We start from the raw sequence: 23882 nt of genomic DNA, 5'->3' as shown, positions 1-23882 counted from the left end.
CGGTTCCCGTCGCCGCCCTATACGTTGTGGAGTATCTAGTCCACCGCCCTCAGCACTTCACGCACATGGTCGATCAATTCGTTGATCTGGCCCTTGGTGATGATCAGCGGCGGCGACAGCGCGATGATGTCGCCGGTGGTGCGGATCAGCGCGCCGCGCTCAAACGCCTTGACGAAGGCCGAGAAGGCACGCTTGGTCGGACTGCCGGGGATGGGCGCCAGCTCGATCGCGCCGATCAGGCCGATGTTTCTGATATCGATGACGTTCGGCTCGCCCTTCAGCGAATGCAGCGCGTCTTCCCAATACGGCGCCAGTTCCTCGCCGCGGGTCAGCAGCCCCTCTTCCTTGTAGGTGTCGAGCGTGCCGAGGGCTGCCGCACAGGCGATCGGATTGCCCGAATAGGTGTAGCCGTGGAAGAACTCGATCATATGCTCGGGGCCGGTCATGAAGGCGTCGTGGATTTCCTTCTTGACGAACACCGCGCCCATCGGGATGACGCCGTTGGAGACGCCCTTGGCGGTCGTCATGATATCGGGCGTGACGCCGAAATAGTCGGCGGCGAACGGCGTGCCGAGGCGGCCGAAGCCGGTGATGACCTCGTCGAAAATCAAAAGGATGCCGTGCTTGGTGCAGATCTCGCGCAGCCTCTCGAGATAGCCCTTCGGCGGCAAGATGACGCCGGTGGAACCGGCTACCGGCTCGACAATGACGGCCGCGATGGTCGAGGCGTCATGCAGCGCGACGATGCGCTCCAGTTCGTTGGCCAATTCCGCGCCATGCTCGGGCACGCCCTTGGTGAACGAATTCTTCTCGGGCAGATGCGTGTGCGGCATGTGGTCGACGCCACCGAGCAGCGTGCCGAACATCTTGCGGTTGGTGACGATGCCGCCGACCGAGATGCCGCCGAAATTGACGCCGTGATAGCCGCGCTCGCGGCCGATCAGGCGGGTGCGCGAGCCCTCACCCTTGGCGCGGTGATAGGCGATCGCCATCTTCAGCGCGGTCTCGACCGATTCCGATCCGGAATTGGTGAAGAACACATGGTCCATGCCCTTCGGCGCGAGGTCGACCAGGCGGTTCGCCAGTTCGAAGACGATCGGATGACCCATCTGGAACGCCGGCGCATAATCGAGCTCGGCCGCCTGCTGCTGGATCGCCTCGGTGATCTTCGGCCGGCAGTGGCCGGCATTGACGCACCACAGGCCGGCGGTGCCGTCGAGAACCTTGCGCCCGTCGCTCGTCGTGTAATGCATGTCCTTGGCGGACACCATCATGCGAGGCGCCTGCTTGAACTGCCGGTTTGCCGTGAACGGCATCCAGAATGCGCTGAGATCGTTCGGCGTGACTTTCAGCCGGTTGGACATGACCAAGACTTCCCCTTGTAACCTGTTTCGGTGCGGCTAACGCTTGGTCTTCCCGACACTTGGTCTCTGCTGCGTTTTCGTGCTACGCAAATTTTTGACCGATTGGACAAACGTTAGCACCGCGCTGTCGGCGGTCAAGGGATTACTAGCGGAAATGCGGCATCTGAAGCGCGCTCCACAGGCCGGAGAAAAACTGGTCCAGAGAATTGGTCCAGATGGCCCTCGCGGCAATGTCCTGCGGGGATGACGACAGGCATGGATACCCCGGCCCCGCGCCGCACCCGCATCCAGCAGCAAAAGCGGGAGCTCATCCTGGAGGCGGCGCTCGAGGTCTTCTCAACCAACGGCTTTCGCGGCTCGACCATCGACCAGATCGCCGAAGCCGCCGGCATGTCGAAGCCGAACCTGCTCTACTATTTCCGCCGCAAGGAGGACATCCACGAGACGCTGATGCAGCGGCTTCTGGACACCTGGCTGGCGCCGCTGCGCGAACTCGACGACATCGGCGACCCCTTGACCGAATTGCGCAGCTACATCAGGCGCAAGCTCGAAATGGCGCGCGATTTCCCTAGGGAAAGCCGGCTGTTTGCCAACGAGATCCTGCAGGGCGCCCCGCGCATCATGCCCATGCTGGAGGGCGAGTTGAAGACGCTGGTCGACGAGAAGGCCGCCGTCATCAAGGGCTGGATGCGCGCCGGCAGGATCGCCCGCACCGACCCCTGGCACCTGATCTTCTCGATCTGGGCGACGACGCAGCACTATGCCGATTTCGACGTTCAGGTCCGCGCCGTGCTCGGCCCCAACCGCGGCGGCGACGGCCGTTTCGAGGATGCAGCAAGATTTCTCGAGCAATTGTTCATCGAGGGGCTGAAGCCGAAGAGCTAACTCTCGTTTCGTCGTCCTGGGGTCTTCGCGACGCCGCTTCCCGCTGCTACGCCCTGGGATTGACGAGGCTGACGGGCTGCGGCCAACCATCGGCTGAATGCGTCGGGGAATCCATCGGCGTCGTTATAGCAGTATGGTACCAGGCTAAAATTTGAACTGTTTGAAGCGTGCCGGATGTCCCATCTTCCATTCAAAGCAACGACACGGAGGCTCTGAGCATGGAACTGAAAGACAAGACCGTCCTCATCACCGGATCGACCGACGGCGTCGGCCGTTTGGTCGCGCAAAGGCTCGACGCCGGCGGCGCGCGTGTCCTGGTGCATGGCCGCGATGGGACACGGGGCAAGGCGACGGTCGCCGAGATCGAAGCTGCCGGCGGCAAGGCCGAGCTTCTCGTCGCCGACCTCTCGTCCCTGGCCGAGGTCCGCCGTCTCGCCGAGGCCGTGCGCGCCCGCACGGGCCGGCTCGACATTCTCATCAACAACGCCGGCATCGGCACCGCAGGCACCAAACGACAGGTCAGCGCCGACGGCTACGAACTGCGCTTTGCCGTCAACTATCTCGCCGGCTTCCTGCTCACATCGGAGCTTCTGCCGCTGCTCAAGGCGAGCGCCCCGGCGCGCATCGTCAATGTCGCCTCGGCCGGCCAGCAGGCGATCGATTTCGACGATGTCATGTTGACCCGCAATTATGATGGCGTCCGCGCCTACTGCCAGAGCAAGCTTGCGCAGATCATGTTCACCCTCGATCTGGCGCAGGAGCTGAAGGGCACCAATGTGACCGTCAACAGCCTGCATCCGGCAAGCTACATGAACACGACCATGGTCCGGCACGCAGGCATCACGCCGTGGAACTCGGTCGAGACGGGCGCCGATGCTATCCTCAACATCGCGACATCGCCAGCGCTCGAAGGGCGGAGCGGCCTCTATTTCGACGGCCAGAGAGAATCTCGTGCCAACGCGCAAGCCTATGACGCGAAGGCAAGACAGCAATTGCGGACATTGAGCCTTGACCTCGTCGGGCGCCCCTCCCCGATATCGAAGGAACGGCATTCATGACTGAGAAAATCCAACATGCCGTGATCGTCGGCGGCTCGTCCGGCATCGGCCTGGCCACGCGCGGAAGCCGGGCTCGGGTATGAAGGTGACCATCACCGGCCGCAACCAGGAAAAGCTCAAGGTGCATGGCGCAGCCTTGGCGGGGCCGGCCTGCGATTTGCCGCATAGTGCACGTCGCCCAAGAAACTGCCGTCGGGCTTTGACCCGAGGGTGCGCAGCGGTTTTGGGATAACGACATGCATCAAAACAAGCGGTATGGCGCGCTGTTCGAAAAGGCTCAATCGGACGTCAGGCCGGGCCAGAAGGCCAGCGCCATTAGCCCGGCGATAATGGCATACCATACCACCGTATGGACTGCCTTCATGATCGGCCGCCCCACTTCCCGTGCCCGGTTCGGATGCAGGGGATCATACATGACCTTTACCGCCGCTCCGACCGAACCGGTCATGTTATTGACCGGCAAATGCGATTCAAAGCGCCAGATCTTGCCGCGACGATCGGCGAATTCGATGGTCGGCGTTCTGGGCGAGTCGTCGGACATCTTTATCTCCACCACCTTGCCTGTCACATAGACGCGACGGTGCCGAAGCACGAGATCGCCATAGGTGTGGGGAACGACAAGCACCAGGAAAAAGAGACCGCAGACGAAGCACCAGAGTTGGATATCGCTCGGAAAATAGCCGAATGTTTCGGCAAGCGCCCGAAGCGGCGAGAGCGCGAGGTGAAAGGCCTGCGAAACGCTTCCCCAGAAGCTATTCCAGCTTTGCTCCATAAAGGCTCCGACAAGCGAAACTGAGCCAATCATACGAGGCAATCGCAACGGAGCGATTAATGCGCAGATGACAATTCATACCATATCGGCTGCGCGATTCTCCTTAAAGTGCCTGGCCCATCAGCGCTAGAAATCCTCCGGTCAGCGCGACATTGCCGACAAAGCCGTTGATGCGGGCGGCGCGCTCCGAACCCTGGTGATCCCAGAAATTGTTGAACATCGGTGTCGCGACCAGCAGGAAGAGGATCAGACATGCCGCCGCAAGAGCGGTCCAGATGCCTGCAATCACCAGCCCTCCGGCGACGATCTGAAGGACGATGCCGAGCCGCAGCATCAGCCGCGCCTGCGGCACGCCGCGTGTCGTCATCATCTGGGTCAGGAGGCCCGCGTTCTGGATGTTGCGCAGGCCGGCAAAGACGAACGCGCCGCCAAGCAGCAGGCGGGCGGCAAGAAGAATCTCATTCTCAAAATTCGACAACATACTCTTGATCCCAAAGCAAAAAAGAGACGCGCGGCACATAACCGCGCGTCCAGTCCCGTCCGCTCAAGCAGCCCTGGCCGCCGGCATCGGGTGAATGGCGTGGAAGGGAACGCAGAGCCGGTTCCAGGTGTTGATCATGCCGATCGCAACGGACAGCTTGACCAGTTCCTCTTCCGAAAACTGTTCGAGCGTTTTTGCGTAAAGATCATCCGGCACGCCGCTGTCCGCGATCTTCGTTACCGTTTCGGTCCAGGCGAAGGCTGCGCGTTCACGCTCGGAAAACAGCGGCGACTCCTTCCAGGCGGAGACGAGATAAAGCCGCTGTTCGGTCTCGCCGTCGTGGCGCGCCTCGCGGCTGTGCATCTCGACGCAATACGAACAGCCATTGATCTGCGACGCCCGCAGCTTGATCAGGTGCAGCAGGCTTGCCTCCAACCCGCATTCGTCGACCGCCTTGTTGAGCGCCGACACCGCTTTCATGATTTCCGGCGCCGCGCCGAAGAATTGCAGCCTCTGCTTCATCGTCATTACCTTTCACGCTTGCTTGGTTGAACTCGATTTCTGCGGTCGCTGATGGCGCTCGACAAAGGCGCAGTTCGCGGCGACTGAACGGGGATCGGCATCGCTCACGTATTCCGCCACGATGTCGGACAGCCGGGCCTCGGCAAGAGCGGCGCGATAGGCGCGTTCGGCCTTCAGCATCGCGACGCTGATGCCGCAGGGTTTGACGTAGACCGAGGCATCGAGCCTGGCCGGCCCGCGCTGACGGATTTCGCCGCAACGAAAGGCCGGTTCCCGTCCTTCCACGGCGAGCACGATGTCGAGCAGCGTTATGCGCTCGGCCGGCCGTGCCAGCCGGTAACCGCCCGATGGCCCCGGCACCGATTCCAGGATACCCGACGCCGTCAGCGCGTTGAGATGCTTGAGGAGATAGCTCGGCGACAGGCCGAACGCTTCAGCCATGGCAGCACCCGGCATAGTCGCCGCGCCTTCCACGCCGGCCAGCATCGCGGCGCAGTGGATGGCCGCTTCGACGCCCTCGCCCAGCTTCATTGAGCTGATCTCCAATTCATGGATATATCTTATCGTGGATAAATTCTATCCGCAATAGGAAATGCCCACTTTGGAGGTTCGGTGGCGGGTTTATGACGTTTCAGGAATTCCGGCACCTGATCCATTCAGATCGTTGCGCCGCCCCTTTATTGCCCTGCGGGCGCCAGTTTGCAGGACTTGGGTTCCTCGCCCCCGTGGAGCGGGGGAGAGGTGGCCCGGCGAAGCCGGGACGGAGAGGGGGACGACAGTCGCGAAGCCAGAACCGGTGAAGGATCGGGGCGCGAGCAAGATGGGAAGTCCATCATGAGCCTTGAACAGTTCCCAGCCGCCGCGAAGGCCCCTCTCCGTCCCGGCTTCGCCGGGCCACCTCTCCCCACTTCGTGGGGCGAGGAACCCAAGTTCTGCGGAGTTGCACGCTCAGGCGCCGAACAAATCTCCTCTGCCCAGGGAGACAGATGGCTCACCCGTCCGCTCCCTATTCCGCCGCCACCTTGGCCATCGGATTGTTCGGATGCGTCGTCCAGTTGGCGTAGACCGGCGACACCGGTCTGCCGGTGCGCTGGTCCATCACGCCAGCCGCCAGCGGTTCCATGGTTATGCAGTTCTCGACCGGGCAGACATTGACGCAGAGATTGCAGCCGACGCATTCGGCCTCGATCACCTCGAAATGTCTGACGCCATCAACCATGCTGGTAATCGCCTGGTGCGAAGTGTCCTCGCAGGCGATGTGGCAACGGCCGCATTTGATGCAGGCCTCCTGGTCGATATGCGCCTTGGCGACGTAATTGAGGTTGAGATATTGCCAGTCGGTGACGTTGGGCGTGGCGCGGCCGACGATGTCGTCGAGCGAGGCATGGCCCTTCTCGTCCATCCAGTTTTCCAGGCCGGCGATCATCTCCTGCACGATCTTGAAGCCATAGGTCATCGCCGCCGTGCACACCTGCACATTGCCGGCGCCGAGCGCCATGAATTCGGCAGCGTCGCGCCACGTGGTGATGCCGCCGATACCGGAGATCGGCAGCCCATGCGTTTCCGGATCGCGGGCGATCTCGGCCACCATGTTCATGGCGATCGGCTTCACCGCAGGGCCGCAATAGCCGCCATGCGAGCCCTTGCCGTCGATCGTCGGCTCCGGTGCGAAACTATCGAGATTGACGCCGGTGATCGAATTGATGGTGTTGATCAGCGAGACGGCATCGGTGCCGCCGGCAAGGGCGGCCCGCGCCGGCTTGCGCACATCGGTGATGTTGGGCGTCAGCTTGGTGATAACAGGCATGCGGGTGTTGGCCTTGCACCAGCGCACCACCATTTCGATGTATTCCGGCACCTGACCGACGGCGGCACCCATGCCGCGTTCCGACATGCCGTGCGGGCAGCCGAAATTAAGCTCGATGCCGTCGGCCCCGGTCTCCTCGACCACCGGCAGGATGGCCTTCCACGCATGCTCCTCGCAAGGCACCATCAACGAGACGACAATAGCTCGGTCGGGCCAGTCCATCTTGACCTGCTTGATCTCGCGCAGATTCACCTGCAGGTCGCGGTCGGTGATCAGTTCGATGTTGTTGAGGCCGAGCAGGCGGCGATCGGCGCCCCAGATCGCGCCGTAGCGCGGACCGTTGACGTTGACCACCGGCGGCCCCTCTTCGCCAAGCGTCTTCCACACCACGCCGCCCCAGCCCGCCTTAAAGGCGCGGATGACGTTGTAGGCCTTGTCGGTCGGCGGCGCCGAGGCCAGCCAGAACGGATTCGGCGATTTGATGCCGACGAAATTGTTGCGGATGTCTGCCATGCTCATGCCCTCCCGTTCGAGGTCAGTGCCCGGTGAATCGATTCGGCCGCGTCGCGGCCCTGTGCGACGGCGGAGACGGTCAGGTCGTCGCCGCCAAAGATGCAGTCGCCGCCGGCCCAGACGTTGGCCAGCGAGGTGCGGCCTTCGGCATCGACCTTGATGCGGCCGGCTTCCAAAGCAAGCAAGGCCCCGCTGCCGTTGAGCGCAGCCGGGACAAAGCTCTGGCCGATCGCCTTGAACACTTGGTCGGCGGTAAGCGTCAGCCGCTCGCCGGTGCCGACGAGTTTCTCGCCATCCATCGCCGTGTATTCGAGTTCGACGCCCGACACCTTGCCGCCTTCGGCAATGACTCGCTTCGGCTGCAGCCAGTGACGGATGGTGACGCCGTTGGCGGCGGCCAGGTCCTGCTCGAATTCCGAGGCGTTCATGTGCTCCTGCCCGCGCCGGTAGCAGATCGTTACCTCTTCGGCGCCGAGCAGCTTCGACTGCACCGCCGCGTCGATCGCCGTCATGCCGCCGCCGATGACGACGACCCGCCGGCCGACCGGCAGGCTGGCAAGATCGCTCGCCTGGCGAAGCTCCGCGATGAACTCCACCGCATTGGTGACGCCTTGCGCCTCCTCGCCGTCGGCGCGCAGCGCGTTGACGCCGCCAAGCCCCATGCCGAGAAACACCGCATCGTAATTCCTGGTCAGGTCGGACAGCTGGTAGTCGCGGCCGAGCGCCTTGCCATTCTGGATGTCGATGCCGCCGATCGACGTGATATAGTCGACCTCGGCCTGGGCGAAATTGTCGATGCTCTTATAGGCGGCGATGCCGTATTCATTGAGGCCGCCCGCCTTCGGACGGGCTTCCAGGATGGTCACGTCATGACCGTGGCGGGCAAGCCGATGGGCGGCGGCAAGGCCGGCCGGCCCGGCGCCGACCACGGCGATCGTCTTGCCGGTCGGGGCGGCGCGCCGGTAAAACTGCTTATTCTCAGCCATGGCGACATCGGTGGCATAACGCTGCAGGCGGCCGATCTGCACCGGCTTGCCTTCCGCCACTTCGCGCACGCAGACCTCTTCGCACAGCGTCTCGGTCGGGCAGACGCGGGCGCACATGCCGCCCAAAATGTTCTGATCGAAAATCGTCTTGGCCGAGCCGATCGGATTGCCTGTCGAGATCTGGCGTATGAACAGCGGGATGTCGATCGAGGTCGGGCATGCATTCATGCACGGCGCGTCATAACAGAAATAGCAGCGGTCGGACTCGACCAGCGCCTCGTGATGATCGAGCGGCGGATGCAGGTCGGAAAAATTATCCGCATATTGTTCAGGCGAAAGCCGGCCGCCGGCAATGCCCTGCTTGAAATGACCAGTCGCCATTCCGCTTCCCCATTTCTTGTGGTTTTGGGGAAGGCTAACACGTTTTGTTTTTTTATCAATTGGTCAATTTTCAGCCAAGCTGCTGAAAACGCTTAATAAAAATATGATAATTGTAGTCATGTTTTCGTGTGCGAGCGATCACGACGCAGACAGCAGGCCCATTCCGGGGGCACCGCCATGGATCGACCTGATCTCGTTCGCGACCAGTTCCTGCAGCCGCCCCAGATTGCGGTCGCGAATGCCGAATTCTTCCAGATGATGGACGGTGTTGTAGAGATATTCGGCGCCCGACCCGACATGCCCGCACGCCCGCGCCAGCACTTGCGCTACCCTCTCCAGCGGCTGGTTGAGCGACGTCCCCCTGCCGGTCACACCGACCCAGAAGCCCAGCGCCCGCACTGAACCTTGAGCCGTACGCACCGGAAGCCATCTGACCGAGCCGACGCTCTCGTGATCGTCGATCTAGCGCCGCAACAGTCTTTCGATCTGCAGCGGCTTTTCTCCCTCCGGCAAGCGGTAGATCACACCATCGCATCGGCCACCTCGTTCGAGCGCCATCATCAGTCCCGGCTGCGCAGCGCTGCCGCGCCAGCGGGCAATGTCGAGACAGAAGGACCGGTGCCAGCCGAAAGGGGTAGCGCGCTGTTGTTCGACGGACGCGAAAGCCGGCTTCCAGATCAGCGAGCCATAGGCGAACACCCACAAGGGGCCCGCGTCTGCTTCGCTCGATAGCCGCGACGCGAGGGTCTGGAAATCCTCATCGTTCAGTTGCGTCCAGCTTCCATCGGGACCGGGATCGGCCTCCTCCCGATGGCATAGCGCGACAAGCTCTGAAGTGAGCGACATCCGGCGCATGGATCAACAACCCTCGTTGACGGCAAGCAAAGTCGAAAACCGCAACATGCGCAAGATTGCGAAATGAGGGGCGCCTTGCCGCGATCGATTTGTGGCCCAGATGTCGGATTTCTGTCGCCAAGATCGTCCTAGGATGGATCGAACCACAATCCACAACTGGAAACGCAAGGAGCACGACAATGCCAAAGTCCCCGATGCCCTTCTTCTGGTACGAACTGATGACCACCGATCTCGACGCTGCCGAGGCATTCTATACCGATGTGGTCGGCTGGAAGGCGCAGGCCTTCGACGGCGCACCAGGCATGCTGCGTTATGTCGTCATGAATGTCGGCGAGCGCGGCGTCGGCGGGCTGATGGCGCAGCCGGACGAAGTGCGCAAGATGGGTATGCCGCCGGCCTGGGTCGGTTACATCCACACCAGGGATGTCGACGCTTCGACGAAATCGCTGAAGGAGGCCGGCGGTACGGTTCATCGCGAACCCGATGACATTCCGGGCGTCGGCCGCTTTGCCGTCGTCGCCGATCCGCAAGGCGCGGCCTTCAACTTCCTGCAGCCAATTGTCCCCGACCAGCCGCCCGTGCCGGCCACTACTCCCGGCCATGTCGGCTGGCATGAACTTTACACGACCGACTGGCGCGCCGCGTTCGATTTCTATTCCGGCCAGTTCGGCTGGACCAAGGGCGACGCCATGGATATGGGGCCGATGGGCATCTACCAGCTCTTCGCCGCTGGTGGCGAACCTATCGGCGGCATGATGAACAAGCCCGAGCAGATTCCCGTGCCGGTCTGGCAGTTCTATTTCAATGTACCTAGCATCGACGCGGCGGCCAAGCGCGTAACCGACAGTGGCGGCAAGATCCTTATGGGCCCGATGGAGGTACCCGGCGGCGGCTGGATCGTGATGTGCACGGACCCACAAGGCGCCCATTTCGCACTAACGGCGCCGGTGCGGTAGGCGTCCTGACCGACCGAGTGCTGCCGCTGGATCATTCCAGCGTCAGCACCGCAACTTTGAGACCGGCCTTTTGGCGCCGCTGAGTTGGACGGTCGCGGCACCCGCCGCAAGCTTGAAACGCACGCTTGTGCAAATGCCAGGACAGGTTTTCACGCGGCTGAAATCGACCGAGCGAACGGCATGGCCGTCCTGAACGACATCGACCCAGCCCTCGCCGGACAGGCTGATCTGGAGCGCGCCTCCGGCGGCACGCTTGCCGTCGCGCCGAACGTGCCGGCTGCGGGCGTAAAGCTGATCGTATCGACCGGCAAGAGTGCCAGATCCGCGGCCTCGCCAGCCGCGAGGGACACGCCGGACTGGAAGCGAGCCCGACAAAACGTAGTGTTCGAGCTAGGATTTCATCGGCAAGCTCGAATCAAAGAACGTCTGCGCACTCATGGGCGAGGGTGTTGAGAAACCTTCAGACTTTGATGGCATCGGCTATGTGTCGTTCAGCGACGGCAAGAATTGGGAGCGCGAGTTGGCGAAAGCACTTCGGGGAGCCGGAGTTCCATTCAATCCGGGTGATGTTCTTTAGGCGAAATCTATCGTGCTCATGGCGGCGGTTCGCCCGAATTTCGCGCTGATCGCGCCGGGACACTGAACCAGCCCGATACCTATCAAAATTGAACAGCCGCACCGCACCGTTGGTGCGATGCGAGCAAATGAATTGCCTCAGGGCGCAAAGTCATTCCGGCGCCAGCACCGCAACCTTAAGGGTCTCTTTCGTGGCGCCGCTGAGCTGGATGGTCGCCGGGCCGGCGGCCAGCTTGAAGCGCACGCTCTTGCGGATCCCCGGACAGGTCTTCATACCACTGAAAGCCGCCAACTTCACGGCTTTGCCGTCCTGAACGACATCGATCCAGGCCTCATCAGACAGGCTGATCTGGAGCTCTCCCTCAGGGGGAACGGCTACGCTTGCCGTCGCGCCGAATGTACCGGCTGCCGGCGCGCGTTCCGGCGGAACGGTGAAGCTGATCGTGTCGACTGGCGCCAACGCGACATCTGCAGCCTCGCCGACCGAAAGGTCAGCCGCGGACTGCGCGGCGGGCGCTGCCGCAAACAGGGCCTCCTCGCGCGTCACCGGCCATTTGAAGGCAGCACAGCCGGCGTCGTCGGCCATGGCGACGCTCGTGCCTGCAAGGATGGCGAATAGGCTGACGAGGATTTTTCTCATGGCAAACGAACCCACATGGTTTGGAGTGTCTGGCTATCAATACAACTATAGCGATTTTAATGCAACCCTAGCGAGAATAAAAGGACGAGGAACATTCTAATCACCGATTGTTGATGGCAGGCCATGCGAAGTGAATGGTCCCTTGCCGGGCGATAATCTATGGCCGGTTCGGGGTAAGATGGAGTTTAGATGAAGCTTTTCGACGGCCTTGCCAGATATCAGCCGCAGGCGCTGGGGGTTCTGCGCATCATGACCGCGTTGCAGTTCATCGAGCACGGCACCCAGAAATTGTTCAATTTCCCGGTCAGCTAACACGCCGCCACCCTGAGCGGCCTATCGCTGACCGCGGGCATCCTCGAATTCGTCGGCGGCATCCTGCTGGTATTGGGGCTTTTCACCAGGCCGGTCGAGTTTCTTCTCAGCGGCGAGATGGCGATCGCCTATTTCATGGCGCACATGCCGCGCGATTTCTTCCCCGTCAACAATGGCGGCGACGCGACGATCTCGTTCTGCTTCATTTTCCTCTATCTGGTGTTTGCTGGTCCCGGCGCCTTGGCGCTGGACAACCGCCGCAGCGCTTGAGCCGCCACCAGCGGCGCCTTTACCCCCGCATCCGCTCGAGATTCGCGTCGAACAGCGGTGTCGGCTGCACGCGCGCGGGATAGCGCTTCCCCAAGAGCTCGATCTCGAAACCGTCGGCCTCATCGGCGATTTCCTTCGGCACGTAGCCCATAGCCACGGACGTCTTCGAATGATGCGCGTAGCCGCCTGACGTGACCCAGCCGCGCACGACGCCGTCGAACCAGATCGGCTCGTCACCGATGACGTCGGCGTCTGCCGTATCGACGACAAAGGCACGCAGCCGCAGCTTGCCGCCTTGCCGACGCTCGGCGAGTGCCGCCTGCTGGCCGATGAAATCGGTTTCTTTCCCGTAGGCGACGAAGCGATCGAGCCCGGCCTCCAGCGGACCATAGGTCGGCCGGTATTCGCGCGCCCACGAGCCGTAGTTCTTCTCCAGCCGCAGCGCATTGAGCGCGCGCGAGCCGAACAGGCCGATGCCGAATTCTTCGCCAGCCGCCATCAGGGTCTGGTACGCGGCACGCTGATATTCCGGCGCCACCCAGATCTCGTAGCCGAGATCGCCGGTGTAGCTGACTCGGCCGACCAGGCACGGCGCCATGCCGATATCCACCTTGCGGATGGCCATGAACGGAAACGCCGCATTCGACACATCCGCCCGCGTGACTTCTGCCAGCACGTCCCGCGCCCTCGGACCGGCAATCGACAGGCCAGTCAGTCTCGCCCCCAGCGCCTCGATATGGACCGAACCATCTTGCGGCAGATGCGCCTCGAACCAGCGCATGTGATACTCCTCGGCAATGCCGGAACCGGCGAGGAACCAGCCCTCCCCGTTGGAATTGGGGCTGCCGAGATTGGCCAGCGAGAAATCGCCGATCAGCCTGCCGTCTTCTTTCAGCATCGGCGCCAGCGTCATGCGGCCGGGCTTTGGCAGCTTGCAGGCAAGCAGGCGGTCGAGCCAGGCCGCCGCGCCCTCGCCTGTCACCCTGTATTTGGCAAATGACGAGATTTCCGACAGGCCGACACTTGTCCGCACTGTCCTCACCTCTTTTGCAACATGCTCGAAATCGCTCGAGCGCCGCCACGAGAACTCGTCCCTGACGCCCTCGGGCGCATACCACAGCGGCACTTCCAGCCCAAAGGCCACGCCCCATTGCGCGCCCTTGGCCGACAAAAGGTCGTAGACCGGCGTGGTCTTGAGCGGCCGCCCGGCAGGCAGCTCCTCATTGGGGAAGCGAATGGAAAAACGCCGCGAATAATTCTCTCGCACCTTGGCGTTGGTGTAGGCCATCGTTGCCCAGTCGCCGTAGCGCGAGACATCCATCGCCCAGATGTCGGCGCCGGGATCGCCCTCGATCATCCAGTTCGACAGTGCAAGGCCGACGCCACCGCCCTGCGAAAAGCCGGCCATAACGCCGCAGGCGACCCAGAAGCCCGGCAGGCCGCGCACCGGCCCGACCAGCGGGTTGCCGTCGGGCGCGAAGGTGAAGGGGCCGTTGATGATCTGCTTGATGCCGGTGTTCTGGAAGGCCGGAAAATGGCGGAAGCCGACTTCCAGCGATGGCGCGATGCGGTCGATGTCAGGCTCCAGCAGTTCGTGGCCGAAATTCCAGGGCGTGGAAAATTCGGACCATGGCTTGTTGGCCTTCTCATAGGTACCCATCAGCATGCCGCCGCGCTCCTGGCGCAGATAGAGTTCGCCGTCGAAATCGACCGCGTGGATGATCTCCGTGCCGGTCTTCTGGTTCCAGGCGGCAACCTCCGGCATGTCCTCGGTGATCAGGTACATGTGCTCCATGGCCAGCACCGGCAGTTCCAGCCCGACCATGCGGCCGACCTCGCGCGCCCACAGGCCGCCGGCGTTGACGACATGCTCGGCGATCACCTCGCCCTTGTTGGTGATGACGCGCCACAGCCCGTCGGCGCGGCGCACGATGTCCTCGACCTTGGTGAAGCGTTCAACCCCGGCGCCGAGCTTCCTCGCGGCCTTGGCATAGGCGTGGGTGACCCCCGATGGATCGAGATGGCCATCCTCCTTGTTGCGCACGGCGCCGACGAACTGCTTCGGGTCGAGCAGCGGCATCAGCTCGGCCGCCTCATCAGGCGAAATCTCCTCGAGGTCGATGCCGAGATAGCGTCCCTTGGCGACGACGCCGCGCAGCCAGTCGAGCCGCGCCTCGGTCGCCGCCAGAAGCACGCCGCCGGTCAGGTGGACGCCGGTCGCCTGGCCGGACAGCTCTTCGATTTCCTTGTAAAGCGAGATCGTGTATTTCTGCAGCTTGGCGACGTTGGGATCGCCATTGATCGTGTGCATGCCACCGGCCGCATGCCAGGTCGAGCCGGAGGTCAGCTCGTCACGCTCCATGAGCACGATGTCGGTCCAGCCGTGACGCGCCAGATGGAACAGCACGGAACAGCCGACGACGCCTCCGCCAATGACCACGACCTTTGCATGCGATTTCATGGGTTTTCTCGTTATTTCAGGGAGTTGGAGGGGAACGATGAATCGGGGCGGGAGGAGCCAAGCCACCCCCCTCTGGCCTGCCGGCCATCTCCCCCTCAAGGGGGGAGATCAGCAGCGACGGCGCCGCCGCGCTCCTTTCAACGTTGGTGATTGGCGAAGGAGAACGTGACAGCCAATCTCCCCCCTTGAGGGGGAGATGTCCGGCAGGACAGAGGGGGGTACACGAGCGCAAGCCTTCGACCATCACGGCTCGCCCGGCCCGATCGCTTCCTTGCGCCTGGCCACATACGCCTCCAGCGCCTCGCGCGCGGAAATATCCATCGTCGGCTCGACATGGTCTTCCAGCGCTTTCTTCCACAGCCGCGTCGCCCGCGCCGTAGTGTCGAGCCCGCCGGCCTCCTGCCAGGCCTCGTAGTTCTGCCAATTGGAGAGCATCGGCTGGTAGAAGGCGGTGGCATAGCGCTCCAGCGTGTGCGGCTCGCCGAAGAAATGGCCGCCGGTCGGCACCGCACCCAGCGCCTCGACGGCGAGTTCCGCCTCGTTGACTTCGATCGGACGCAAAAACTCCATCATGTGCTGGATCATCTCGACGTCGATGATGAACTTTTCGAACGACGCGGTCAGCCCGCCCTCCTGCCAGCCGGCTGCGTGGTAGACGAGATTGCCGTGGCCGAGCACCGCGCCCCACAGCGCCATCAGCGTCTCATAGGCGCCTTGCGCGTCGGCGGCGTTGGAGGCCGAGCCCGGCGTCGTCCGGTAGGGCAGTCCATAGCGCCGTGCCAGCTGCCCGGAGGCGATGTTGGCCTTGGTGTTCTCCGGCGTGCCGAAGGCCGGTGCACCGGACTTCATGTCGACATTGGAGGTGAAGGCGCCATACATGACCGGGGCGCCAGGGCGGACAAGCTGCGTCAAGACCACGCCGAACAGCGCCTCGGCGTTCTGTTGCGCCAGCGCGCCGGCAAGCGTCACCGGGCTCATCGCTCCCATCAACGTGAACGGCGTCACCGCGACCGATTGGCCGAACTCGGCCATGGTCATCAGCCCTTCGGCCATCATCTCGTCGAAGCGGCGCGGCGAGTTGACCGAGATGATGGTGGTGACGCCTGGATCGTCGCGCATCTCATCAAGCGTCAACCCTCGCGAAATCGCCATCATTTCGATGCCGTCCAGCGCCCTGCCCCGGCCGATCGCCGAGACGTGAAAACTTTTGTCGGTCAGCGTCAGATTGGCGAAATAGGTGTCGAGGTGGCGGGAATTGGCCGGCAGTTCCACCGGGGCGCAGACCTGGTTGCCCAGCATGTGGATGCAGTTGAAATGCTGCGCCAACCGGGTGAGATCGCAATAGTCGCGCAGGTTTCCCGCGCGGCGGCCGCGTTCCATGTCGTGCACATTGGGCGGCCCGGCAACCAGGGTGAAGTTGATGGTGTTGCCGCCGAGATGGACGGCACGGGCCGGGTTGCGCGGCGTAAGCCGGTAGCTGGACCGCGTCGTCTTCAATGCTTCGTCGATCATGCCCCGGTCGATGCGGACAGTCATCGACGCATGATCGACCTTGGCCCCGGCCTTATCGAACAGGGAAAGCGCCCGCGGGCTCATCACCTCGATGCCGAAATTCTCCAGAATGTGCATCGAGGCTTCGTGGATCGCCTCGATCTGGTCGGCCGAGAGCATCGCCATTGGCGGATAGGGATTTGTCACGCGGCGCAACGGCAGTTGCGGAATGGCGGTCGGTCCCCTGTTGCTGGTTCGCGCGGCGCCGCGCTTGCGTCTCGGTTCGGTCATGTGCTGCATCAAAGCGCCGCGGCTACGACCGGGCTGTCAGAAATCCGCCGCCTGCGGACGTGATTTTAGCCAAGGCGGCATTTTAGGAATTTCATTGCGACAAAGGCGACAGAAAGCGTCGGAATATTATCATTGCTCTACCCCAGCCAAAGCGGCCGATGAGCCGTTAAGGAACGCCGCAAGATTCCTTTTATGTTTTCGGCCTAATCCTCTTCCAATGTGTAGGTCGGGTTTTAGTAAAATTGTAGCTGTTACCGTGTTGCTGGCGCTGTCGGCCTGCGCGACGCCGCCAAGCCATATCAACGATGTCTGTGCCGTGTTCGACCAGAATGACGGCTGGTTCGACAACTGGCAGGCAGCGGCCGAGCGCGCCGAGCAGAAATACGGCGTGCCGGTTCCCGTGCTGATGGCGACGGTGCGCAAGGAATCCGGCTTCAAGAGCAACTCCAAGCCGCCGCGCACCAAGCTTCTGGGTTTCATTCCCTGGAAACGTGTCTCCAGCGCCGCCGGCTTCTCGCAGGCGCTTGACGGCACTTGGGCGCAATATCAAAGCGAGACGGGCAGCTGGGCGGCGCGCCGCACCAAGTTTGCCGATGCCGTCGATTTCGTCGGCTGGTATCATTCCAAGACCGCCGACACGCTCGGCGTCGCCCGCAACGACACCTACAATCTGTATCTGGCCTATTATCTTGGCTGGACCGCCTACAAGCGCGGCGAACGGGGCGATGCCGGCGTGCAGCGCTACGCGCGGGCCACCGAGCAGATGGCTCGCGATTACGCCGCACAGCTACGCCAGTGTGCGCCTTGATGGCGCCACGGATCTAACCGTCCGTCAGCTTCGGCCTCTTGCCGCTCGGACGCTTGGGCGGGGCGCCGGCAAAGCCCGGACCGGCACCATGCGGCGCGTCTTCCGGCACGCCTTCATTGGCGGCATGTTCCTTGTCGAACTTGATCACCGGCTCCATTTTCGCCAGCACGTCGTCGGCAAGCCAGCACAGGCTCATATGACCGTCGCCGAGATGCTTGACCGGGGGCACCTGCGTCTCGCAAAGATTGTCCGGCACCAGCTTCTTGTAGCCGCAGCGCGTCTGGAACGGACAGCCGGTTGGCGGGTTCATCGCCGACGGGATGTCGCCCTCCAGCACGATGTGCTTCTTGACCACGCTGGTGTCGGCGATCGGGATCGCCGAGAGCAGCGCCTCGGTGTAGGGATGATAGGGCGGCGAAAATATCTGGTCGGTCGTGCCCTGTTCGACGATATAACCGAGATACATCACGACGACGCGATCGGCGATATAGCGCACCACCGACAGATCGTGGCTGATGAACAGCATCGTCGTCTTGTTCTTGCGCTGGATGTCCATCAGGAGCTCGGTCACTGCCGCCTGCACCGACACGTCGAGCGCCGAGACCGGCTCGTCTGCCACCACCACCTTGGCGTCGCCGGCAAAGGCCCGCGCCACGCCGATGCGCTGTTTCTGGCCGCCGGAAAGCTGGCGCGGCTTGCGGGTCTCGAACGCCCGCGGCAGCTTCACCAGGTCGAGAAGCTCCAGCATCCGCTTCCGACGATCAGCGACGGTGTTGCCGACATTGAATTTTTCCAGGGTGCGGATGATCTGCGAGCCGACCGTATGGCTGGGGTTGAGCGTGTCGAACGGGTTCTGGAACACCATTTGGATCGACGACACCGTCTCGACGCTGCGCTTCTCGATGCTGGTCGACTCGATCTGCTTGTTGCCCAGCGTCACGCTGCCGGAGCTTGCCGTCTCCAGCCCGAGCAGCACCTTGGCCAGTGTCGACTTTCCGCAGCCGGACTCGCCAACGATGGCGACGGTCTCGGATTCGCGTGCCATGAAAGAGATCGTCTCGTTGGCCTTGACGACGCGGCCTTCCCTCGAGCCGAACACCTCGCTGCCGCCGACCTTGTAGTACTTCTTGAGATCCTCGATCTTGAGCACCGGCGCGCCGGGCTCGACGCGCTCGTTGACCTTCTTGGCGCCGGGCGGCAGCGCCTCCCAGTCGATCTCGTTGAAGCGCACGCAGCGCGAAAAATGGCCTTCATGGCCGTCGACCGCGATCATCGGGATTTCGGCGGCGTTGCAGACGCCCTCGACGAAGTGGTGGCAGCGGGGGCCGAAATTGCAGCCCTTCGGCCGCTCGTGCGGCAGCGGCAATTGTCCCGGGATGGAGATCAGAGGCCGCGAATTCTTGTCGGCGCCGGGCAGCGGGATCGAGCGGAACAGGCCCTGCGTGTAGGGATGGCGCATCCGGTCGAAGACGTCCTTGATCTTGCCGGTCTCCACCGCTTCGCCCGAATACATCACCGTGATGCGGTCGCAGGTTTCCAGGATCAGGCCGAGATTGTGCGACACGAAGATCATCGAGGTGCCGAACTTCTCGCCGAGCCCTTTGACCAGGTCGACGATGCCGGCTTCCACCGTCACGTCGAGCGCTGTCGTCGGCTCGTCGAGCAGGAGCAGCGCCGGCTTCGACAGCAGCGCCATGGCGATGACGATACGCTGTTGCTGGCCACCGGAAAGCTGGTGCGGAAACGAGCGCATCATGCGCTCGGGATCGGGCAGCCTGACCGAGCGCACCATTTCCAGCGCGCGTCGATAAGCCTCTTCCTTAGACACCTTGTCGTGGATCAGCGGCACTTCCATCAATTGCTGGCCGACCTTCATCGCCGGGTTCAGGCTGGCCATCGGCTCCTGGTAGATCATCGCGATCTTGTTGCCGCGGATGGCGCGCAGTTCCTCGTCGGACAGCTCGCCCATGTCTTTGCCCTGGAACTTTATCCGGCCGCCGACGATCTTTCCGATGTTGGAGAGGTCGCGCATGATGCCGAGCGACACGGTCGACTTGCCGCAGCCGGATTCGCCGACGATGCCCATCGCTTCGCCGGGCATGACCGTGCAGGAGAAGTCCATGACGGCCGGTATCTCACCCTTGCGGGTGAAGAAGGAGATCGACAGGTTCTCGATCTCGATGATCGGCCCATTGGTCGGCTTGGCGGGATTTCGAACTGCCTCATTCATGGGTCGCTCCAATCCTTGTTCTGCTAAGTAGGGTCGAAGACCCGTCCATCAATCTTTCATCGATTGTTCGCGCAGCGAGTCGGCCAACAGATTAAGGCCCAGCACGAACGACATCAGCGCGATCGTCGGCGGCAGGGCCGGATGGATGAAGGAGCGCAGCAGCCGGCTGGCATCCTTGATCGCCGTGCCCCAGTCCGGGCTCTCGGGCGCCAGCCCCAGGCCGAAATAGCCGAGCGTGCCGAGCAGGATCGTGGTGTAGCCGATACGCAGGCAGGCATCGACGATCAGCGGCCCGCGAGCGTTGGGAAGGACCTCCCACAGCATGATGTACCAGGGCGATTCACCGCGCGTCTGCGCCGCCGCCACATAGTCGCGCGTTTTGATGTCCATGACCAGACCGCGCACGATGCGAAACACGCCGGGGCTGGAGGCGAACACCACCGCCACGAAGATGTTGAGCTGGTTGGGATCGATATGGATGATCCTGAACGGGTCGGCATCGAAGACCAGGCCGGCGTAGACCCAGCCGCCAATGACAAGGGTCAGCCCCAGGAGGATGTAGAGCCGGTCAGGCCGCTTCTTGTAGCGCGTCCAGAACAGCACGCTGAAGAAGATAATCGGGAACAGGAAGAACAGGCCGGCCATCGCATAGGGAATCGGCGTCTCCATGATGCCTGGCGTCACCAAGAGGTAGAACAGGAGGATCACCGGGAAGGCGAGCACCAGATTGGCGAGGAAGGACAGAACCGTATCGATCCTGCCGCCATAATAGCCGGCCGGCAGGCCAAGCGTGATGCCGACCATCAGCGCGAAACCGGTCGCCGCCGGCGCGATGATCAGCACGATCTGGCTGCCATAGATCATACGGCTGAACACGTCGCGGGCAAGCTTGTCACCGCCGAACAGGTAGACAAGTCCCGATTGCGGCTCGACCGCGCCAGGCAGCGCGTCCTTCATGATCGGGATCTGGACAAGCGGATTGAAGGGCGAGATGGTTGACGCGAAGATCGCCGTGAACAGCCAGAACAGGCAGATGCCGACGCCGACGACGCCGACGCTGCTGTCGAAGAGTTGACCGTAGAGGCCAAGCCTCTTCTTGTAGGTGAAGCTCGCCCCCATCACCAGGACGAGAGCGATCCAGACCGGCCAGAAACGCGCAAGCACGCCAAGCACCACATTGAAGGCGCCGATATATTCAAGCTGCATCCGCCCGATCCCCTATTGAACTCTGATACGCGGATTGAGAAACGCGTAGCCGACATCGGAAATGAGCTGCGTGATCAGCACGATGAACACCGAGACCAGGGAGCAACCGAGCAAAAGATCGATGTCGTTGTTGCCGGCCGCCTCGACCAGCGTGTAGCCGAACCCCTGGTAACGGAACATCACCTCGACGATGACGACGCCGGTGAGCAGCCAGGGAAATTGCAGCATGATGACAGTGAACGGCGCGATCAGCGCGTTGCGCAGCGCATGCTTGACCACGACGCTGCCGAAGGAGAGGCCCTTCAACCGCGCGGTGCGGATATATTGCTGCGTCATCACCTCGACCATCGAGGCGCGGGTCATGCGGGCGATATAGCCGATGCCGTAGATCGCCAGCGTCATGACAGGCAGCGTGAAATTGTAGAAGGTGATGCCCCGGCTGGCCGAAGCCGCCGAACCGTTCAGCAGGCCGAGCCATGAGGCGAAAATGACGGTGAAAATGACGCCCGACACATATTCGGGCGTCGCCGTCGAGGCGATCGAGGCGACGGACAACGTCCGGTCGGTTCGCGAGCCCTCGCGCATGCCGGCGAGGATGCCGATCAGAAGCGAGATCGGCACCATCACCACAAGCACCCAGAACATCAGTATGCCGGTGGCGCCGAGCGCCGGGAAAAGCTTCGACGCGACCGTCGTCTTGAATTTGGTCGAGCAGCCGAAGTCGCCTTGCAGGACGCCGGAGAACGTCGGCTCGACAGGATCGTTGCAGAAGGAAAAACGTCGCGCGGGTTTGCCCGTTGCCGGGTCTGTGACCGGCTGTTTGGGCACGATACCCAGCCATTGGCCATAACGGGAGAAGAAATTCTGGCGGTAGCCATGATTGACCAGCCAGCTTTCGAGCTGCTCGGCCGAGGTGTGCATTTCAGTCTGGCTGATCGCCAGCTTTTTCAGATTGGGGTCGAGATTGATCAGGAAGAACACGACCATCGTCAGGCACAGCATCGTCAATGCCATGGTGCCGAGGCGTCGAAGGATGAAAGAGAGCATGGCGGTCCCCCTGCCGGTCTGGTTGGGGTTGAGGCCGGCTTGGAGCCAAATCAGCCGCTATCGGCAGAGCTGGCTGTCAAACGGACCCTCAGAATGCGATCAACCCTGTCTTATTGCACGCCCCCATCCGAAGTGTCCGCGCTTTTCTTGCTGCGCCTACTTTCGGGTCTGGAATCATGCATGGCGTGGGTGGAAGGGGCGAACCGCCCCTTCCACGATCGATCCGATCAGGCCTCCTCGTCGAGCCAGACCTTGCCGTAGTCGCGCTCGAAGGTCGGGTGCATGGCGTAGTTCTTAACGGCAGGCACCGAGTGACTGTAGAGCTTGCGCCAGTAGGGCTGGATGATGATGCCGGAATCCTGCAGGATCTGCTCGATGTCCTTCATCATCTCCTTGCGCTTGGCGGCGTCGGCGACCGAAAGCGCGGCGTTGAGCTTGGCATCCCATTCGGGATTCGACCAGGCGGTTTCGTTCCAGGCTTCGCCGGTGCGGTAGCCGATCGCCAGAACCTGGACGCCGAGCGGCCGCATGTTCCAGTTGGTCATCGACAGCGGATACTTCGTCCAGTCGTTCCAGAACGTCGAACCCGGCAGCACCGTGCGCTTCACCTTGATGCCGGCGTCGCGCATCTGCGCGGCGATCGCATCGCCGGTATTCTTGTGCCAGTCTTCGTCGACCGTGATCAGCTCGTGCTCGAAATCGGCCTGACCGGCTTCCTCCATCAGCGCCTTCGCCTTGGCTGGATCGCGGGCAATCTTCGCCAGCTCGTAATATTCCGGATGGATCGGGGAGACATGGTGGTTTTCGGCGACGGTGCCGGCATTGCCACCGCCCAGCTGGAGCACGACAGCGTTGTCGACCGCGAGCTGCAGCGCATTGCGAACCTTCTGGTCGTCATAAGGCTTGTTGGCCACGTTGGTCCGGCAGACTATGGTCGCTGCGGTGACCACCTCGTACTTGACCAGGTCGACACCGTCGAGGATCGACACATAATCGGCCGACGTCTCGAAATTGGTATGGACCTCTCCGGATTCGAAGGCGCTGACCGTGGCTGCCGGATCGGTGCCGTAGTCGATGAACTCGATGCCGTCGAGAAAGACCTCGCCGTCCCACCACTTGTTGTCTTCGCGGCGCTTGTAGACGACTTTCTGGCCGACATCGTAGGAGACGAGTTCGAACGGACCGGTGCCGATCGGGCAGGCTTTGAAATCGCCGCCTTTTTCGTCGAAGGTCTTGTGGACGACGAGACCGGGATAGTCGCACACGTTGGGGATGAGCGCGATATCCGGCGTGCTGAGCTTCAGCTTGACCGTCAAATCGTCGACCTTGGTGACTGCGCTTTCATCCAGCTTGTCGTCCTTGACCAGCGAGCCGAGACGACCGGGCATGGAATTGCCTTCGGCCTTCTTGTCGGCCCAACGCTTGAAGTTGAAGATGACGTCGTCCGCGGTGAACGGATCGCCGTTGTTCCAGGTGACGCCCTTGCGCACATGCAGCGTGTACTCGGTGGCATCGTCGTTGACGTCCCAGCTCTCGAGCAGGTAGGGGCGGAACGTGTATTCGTTTGTGTACTTGACCAACGGCTCGAGTGCCTGGCGCTCGGCATTGGCGATCTCCGACCAGTCGGCCTTGCGCGGATCCTTCGCATCCTTGATCCACATAGCGACCTTCAGTATGCCGCCCTTCTTGCCCTGTACGTCCTGCGCTCTCGCCGGCGTCGGGTCGGCGAGGCCGAGCATACCATAGGCCATCGCCGTGGACGCGCCGAAGACGCTGGCCAAAGCGAGAAACTCGCGGCGATCGACACGTCCGGCCCTGGCTTCTTCGGCCATTGCATGGATGTGATCCGGAACGCGATCGCCATTACTCTTGTAGATTGTCATCACGAACTCCCATTGTTGGCTTTCTGCCTTTTACCATTCCGCATCCGGGCCATGATGTCAAAAACGGCACGGGTTGGGAACATGCCA

General features: G+C 62.4%; 19 protein-coding genes and 2 pseudogenes. 6 read left to right on the top strand and 15 right to left on the bottom strand.

The annotated features are described in order from the left end of the window. Positions 1-35: 35 nt before the first annotated feature. Positions 36-1364, bottom strand: a complete 1329-nt coding sequence (aptA, locus tag IHQ72_RS16710; RefSeq protein WP_127315311.1) for an omega-aminotransferase AptA — start codon at positions 1362-1364, stop codon at positions 36-38. A 255-nt stretch (positions 1365-1619) separates the two neighbouring features. Here aptA and IHQ72_RS16705 point away from each other — a divergent pair, with 255 nt between their 5' ends. Both IHQ72_RS16705 and IHQ72_RS16700 read left to right on the top strand, forming a co-directional pair. Beyond that, a complete protein-coding gene (locus IHQ72_RS16705; protein WP_258123437.1) occupies positions 1620-2249 on the top strand; it encodes a TetR family transcriptional regulator C-terminal domain-containing protein in 630 nt (209 codons plus the stop codon). A 218-nt stretch (positions 2250-2467) separates the two neighbouring features. Beyond that, the gene (locus IHQ72_RS16700; protein ID WP_258123436.1) at positions 2468-3307 is read left to right on the top strand and encodes an SDR family NAD(P)-dependent oxidoreductase; all 840 of its coding nucleotides are present in this window, start codon (positions 2468-2470) and stop codon (positions 3305-3307) included. A 277-nt stretch (positions 3308-3584) separates the two neighbouring features. On the opposite strand, the gene IHQ72_RS16695 is transcribed toward IHQ72_RS16700, so the two are convergent. The 7 genes and pseudogenes from IHQ72_RS16695 to IHQ72_RS16665 form a co-directional block, all read right to left on the bottom strand. Beyond that, entirely contained in the window at positions 3585-4079 is a 495-nt protein-coding gene (locus IHQ72_RS16695) for a DUF3592 domain-containing protein (RefSeq protein WP_258123435.1), read from the bottom strand. A 103-nt stretch (positions 4080-4182) separates the two neighbouring features. After that, positions 4183-4560 (bottom strand): DoxX family protein, encoded by a 378-nt coding sequence (locus IHQ72_RS16690; protein ID WP_258123434.1) that lies wholly within the window; start codon positions 4558-4560, stop codon positions 4183-4185. Between the two features lie 63 nt (positions 4561-4623). Further along, positions 4624-5082 (bottom strand): carboxymuconolactone decarboxylase family protein, encoded by a 459-nt coding sequence (locus IHQ72_RS16685; RefSeq protein ID WP_258123433.1) that lies wholly within the window; start codon positions 5080-5082, stop codon positions 4624-4626. 12 nt (positions 5083-5094) lie between these two features. Next, positions 5095-5613 (bottom strand): RrF2 family transcriptional regulator, encoded by a 519-nt coding sequence (locus IHQ72_RS16680; RefSeq protein WP_258123432.1) that lies wholly within the window; start codon positions 5611-5613, stop codon positions 5095-5097. A 475-nt stretch (positions 5614-6088) separates the two neighbouring features. Then, complete coding sequence (gene preA / locus IHQ72_RS16675; protein ID WP_258123431.1) at positions 6089-7402, bottom strand: NAD-dependent dihydropyrimidine dehydrogenase subunit PreA; 1314 nt, start codon at positions 7400-7402, stop codon at positions 6089-6091. A gap of 2 nt (positions 7403-7404) precedes the next feature. Then, entirely contained in the window at positions 7405-8769 is a 1365-nt protein-coding gene (locus IHQ72_RS16670; protein ID WP_258123430.1) for an NAD(P)-dependent oxidoreductase, read from the bottom strand. A 138-nt stretch (positions 8770-8907) separates the two neighbouring features. Further along, positions 8908-9624, bottom strand: a pseudogene (locus IHQ72_RS16665) (gamma-glutamylcyclotransferase). Positions 9625-9803: 179 nt separating this feature from the next. On the opposite strand from IHQ72_RS16665, the gene IHQ72_RS16660 reads away from it, so the two are divergent. Continuing rightward, complete coding sequence (locus tag IHQ72_RS16660) at positions 9804-10580, top strand: VOC family protein (protein WP_258123429.1); 777 nt, start codon at positions 9804-9806, stop codon at positions 10578-10580. Positions 10581-10664: 84 nt separating this feature from the next. Then, a complete protein-coding gene (locus tag IHQ72_RS36895; RefSeq protein ID WP_309508892.1) occupies positions 10665-11033 on the top strand; it encodes a hypothetical protein in 369 nt (122 codons plus the stop codon). Between the two features lie 274 nt (positions 11034-11307). On the opposite strand, the gene IHQ72_RS16650 is transcribed toward IHQ72_RS36895, so the two are convergent. Further along, positions 11308-11796: a hypothetical protein gene (locus IHQ72_RS16650; RefSeq protein WP_258123428.1), complete on the bottom strand. Its 489-nt coding sequence runs from the start codon at positions 11794-11796 to the stop codon at positions 11308-11310. Between the two features lie 189 nt (positions 11797-11985). Here IHQ72_RS16650 and IHQ72_RS16645 point away from each other — a divergent pair. Next, positions 11986-12378, top strand: a pseudogene (locus IHQ72_RS16645) (DoxX family protein). 19 nt (positions 12379-12397) lie between these two features. Here the strand turns inward: IHQ72_RS16645 and IHQ72_RS16640 are convergent. Continuing rightward, positions 12398-14839 carry a GcvT family protein gene (locus IHQ72_RS16640; protein ID WP_258123427.1) on the bottom strand — a complete coding sequence of 814 codons (2442 nt, stop codon included), beginning with the start codon at positions 14837-14839 and terminating at the stop codon, positions 12398-12400. Positions 14840-15082: 243 nt separating this feature from the next. Beyond that, complete coding sequence (locus IHQ72_RS16635; protein ID WP_258123425.1) at positions 15083-16621, bottom strand: trimethylamine methyltransferase family protein; 1539 nt, start codon at positions 16619-16621, stop codon at positions 15083-15085. 217 nt (positions 16622-16838) lie between these two features. Between IHQ72_RS16635 and IHQ72_RS16630 the strand changes: the two genes are divergently transcribed. Then, positions 16839-17429: a transglycosylase SLT domain-containing protein gene (locus IHQ72_RS16630; RefSeq protein ID WP_258123424.1), complete on the top strand. Its 591-nt coding sequence runs from the start codon at positions 16839-16841 to the stop codon at positions 17427-17429. Between the two features lie 13 nt (positions 17430-17442). Here the strand turns inward: IHQ72_RS16630 and IHQ72_RS16625 are convergent, their stop codons facing one another. The 4 genes from IHQ72_RS16625 to IHQ72_RS16610 all read right to left on the bottom strand — a co-directional run bounded on the left by IHQ72_RS16625 (position 17443) and on the right by IHQ72_RS16610 (position 23795). Continuing rightward, positions 17443-19659 carry a dipeptide ABC transporter ATP-binding protein gene (locus IHQ72_RS16625; protein ID WP_258123423.1) on the bottom strand — a complete coding sequence of 739 codons (2217 nt, stop codon included), beginning with the start codon at positions 19657-19659 and terminating at the stop codon, positions 17443-17445. A gap of 48 nt (positions 19660-19707) precedes the next feature. Next, entirely contained in the window at positions 19708-20865 is a 1158-nt protein-coding gene (locus tag IHQ72_RS16620; protein ID WP_258123416.1) for an ABC transporter permease, read from the bottom strand. A gap of 12 nt (positions 20866-20877) precedes the next feature. Further along, positions 20878-21912, bottom strand: a complete 1035-nt coding sequence (locus IHQ72_RS16615) for an ABC transporter permease (RefSeq protein WP_027153847.1) — start codon at positions 21910-21912, stop codon at positions 20878-20880. Between the two features lie 227 nt (positions 21913-22139). Next, positions 22140-23795, bottom strand: a complete 1656-nt coding sequence (locus IHQ72_RS16610) for an ABC transporter substrate-binding protein (RefSeq protein ID WP_258123414.1) — start codon at positions 23793-23795, stop codon at positions 22140-22142. Between the last annotated feature and the right edge of the window lie 87 nt (positions 23796-23882).

The sequence above is a fragment of the Mesorhizobium onobrychidis genome, assembly GCF_024707545.1.
GTDB lineage: Bacteria > Pseudomonadota > Alphaproteobacteria > Rhizobiales > Rhizobiaceae > Mesorhizobium > Mesorhizobium onobrychidis.
Note: the sequence above shows the minus strand (reverse complement) of the source record. Positions and strands in the feature narration are given on the sequence as shown.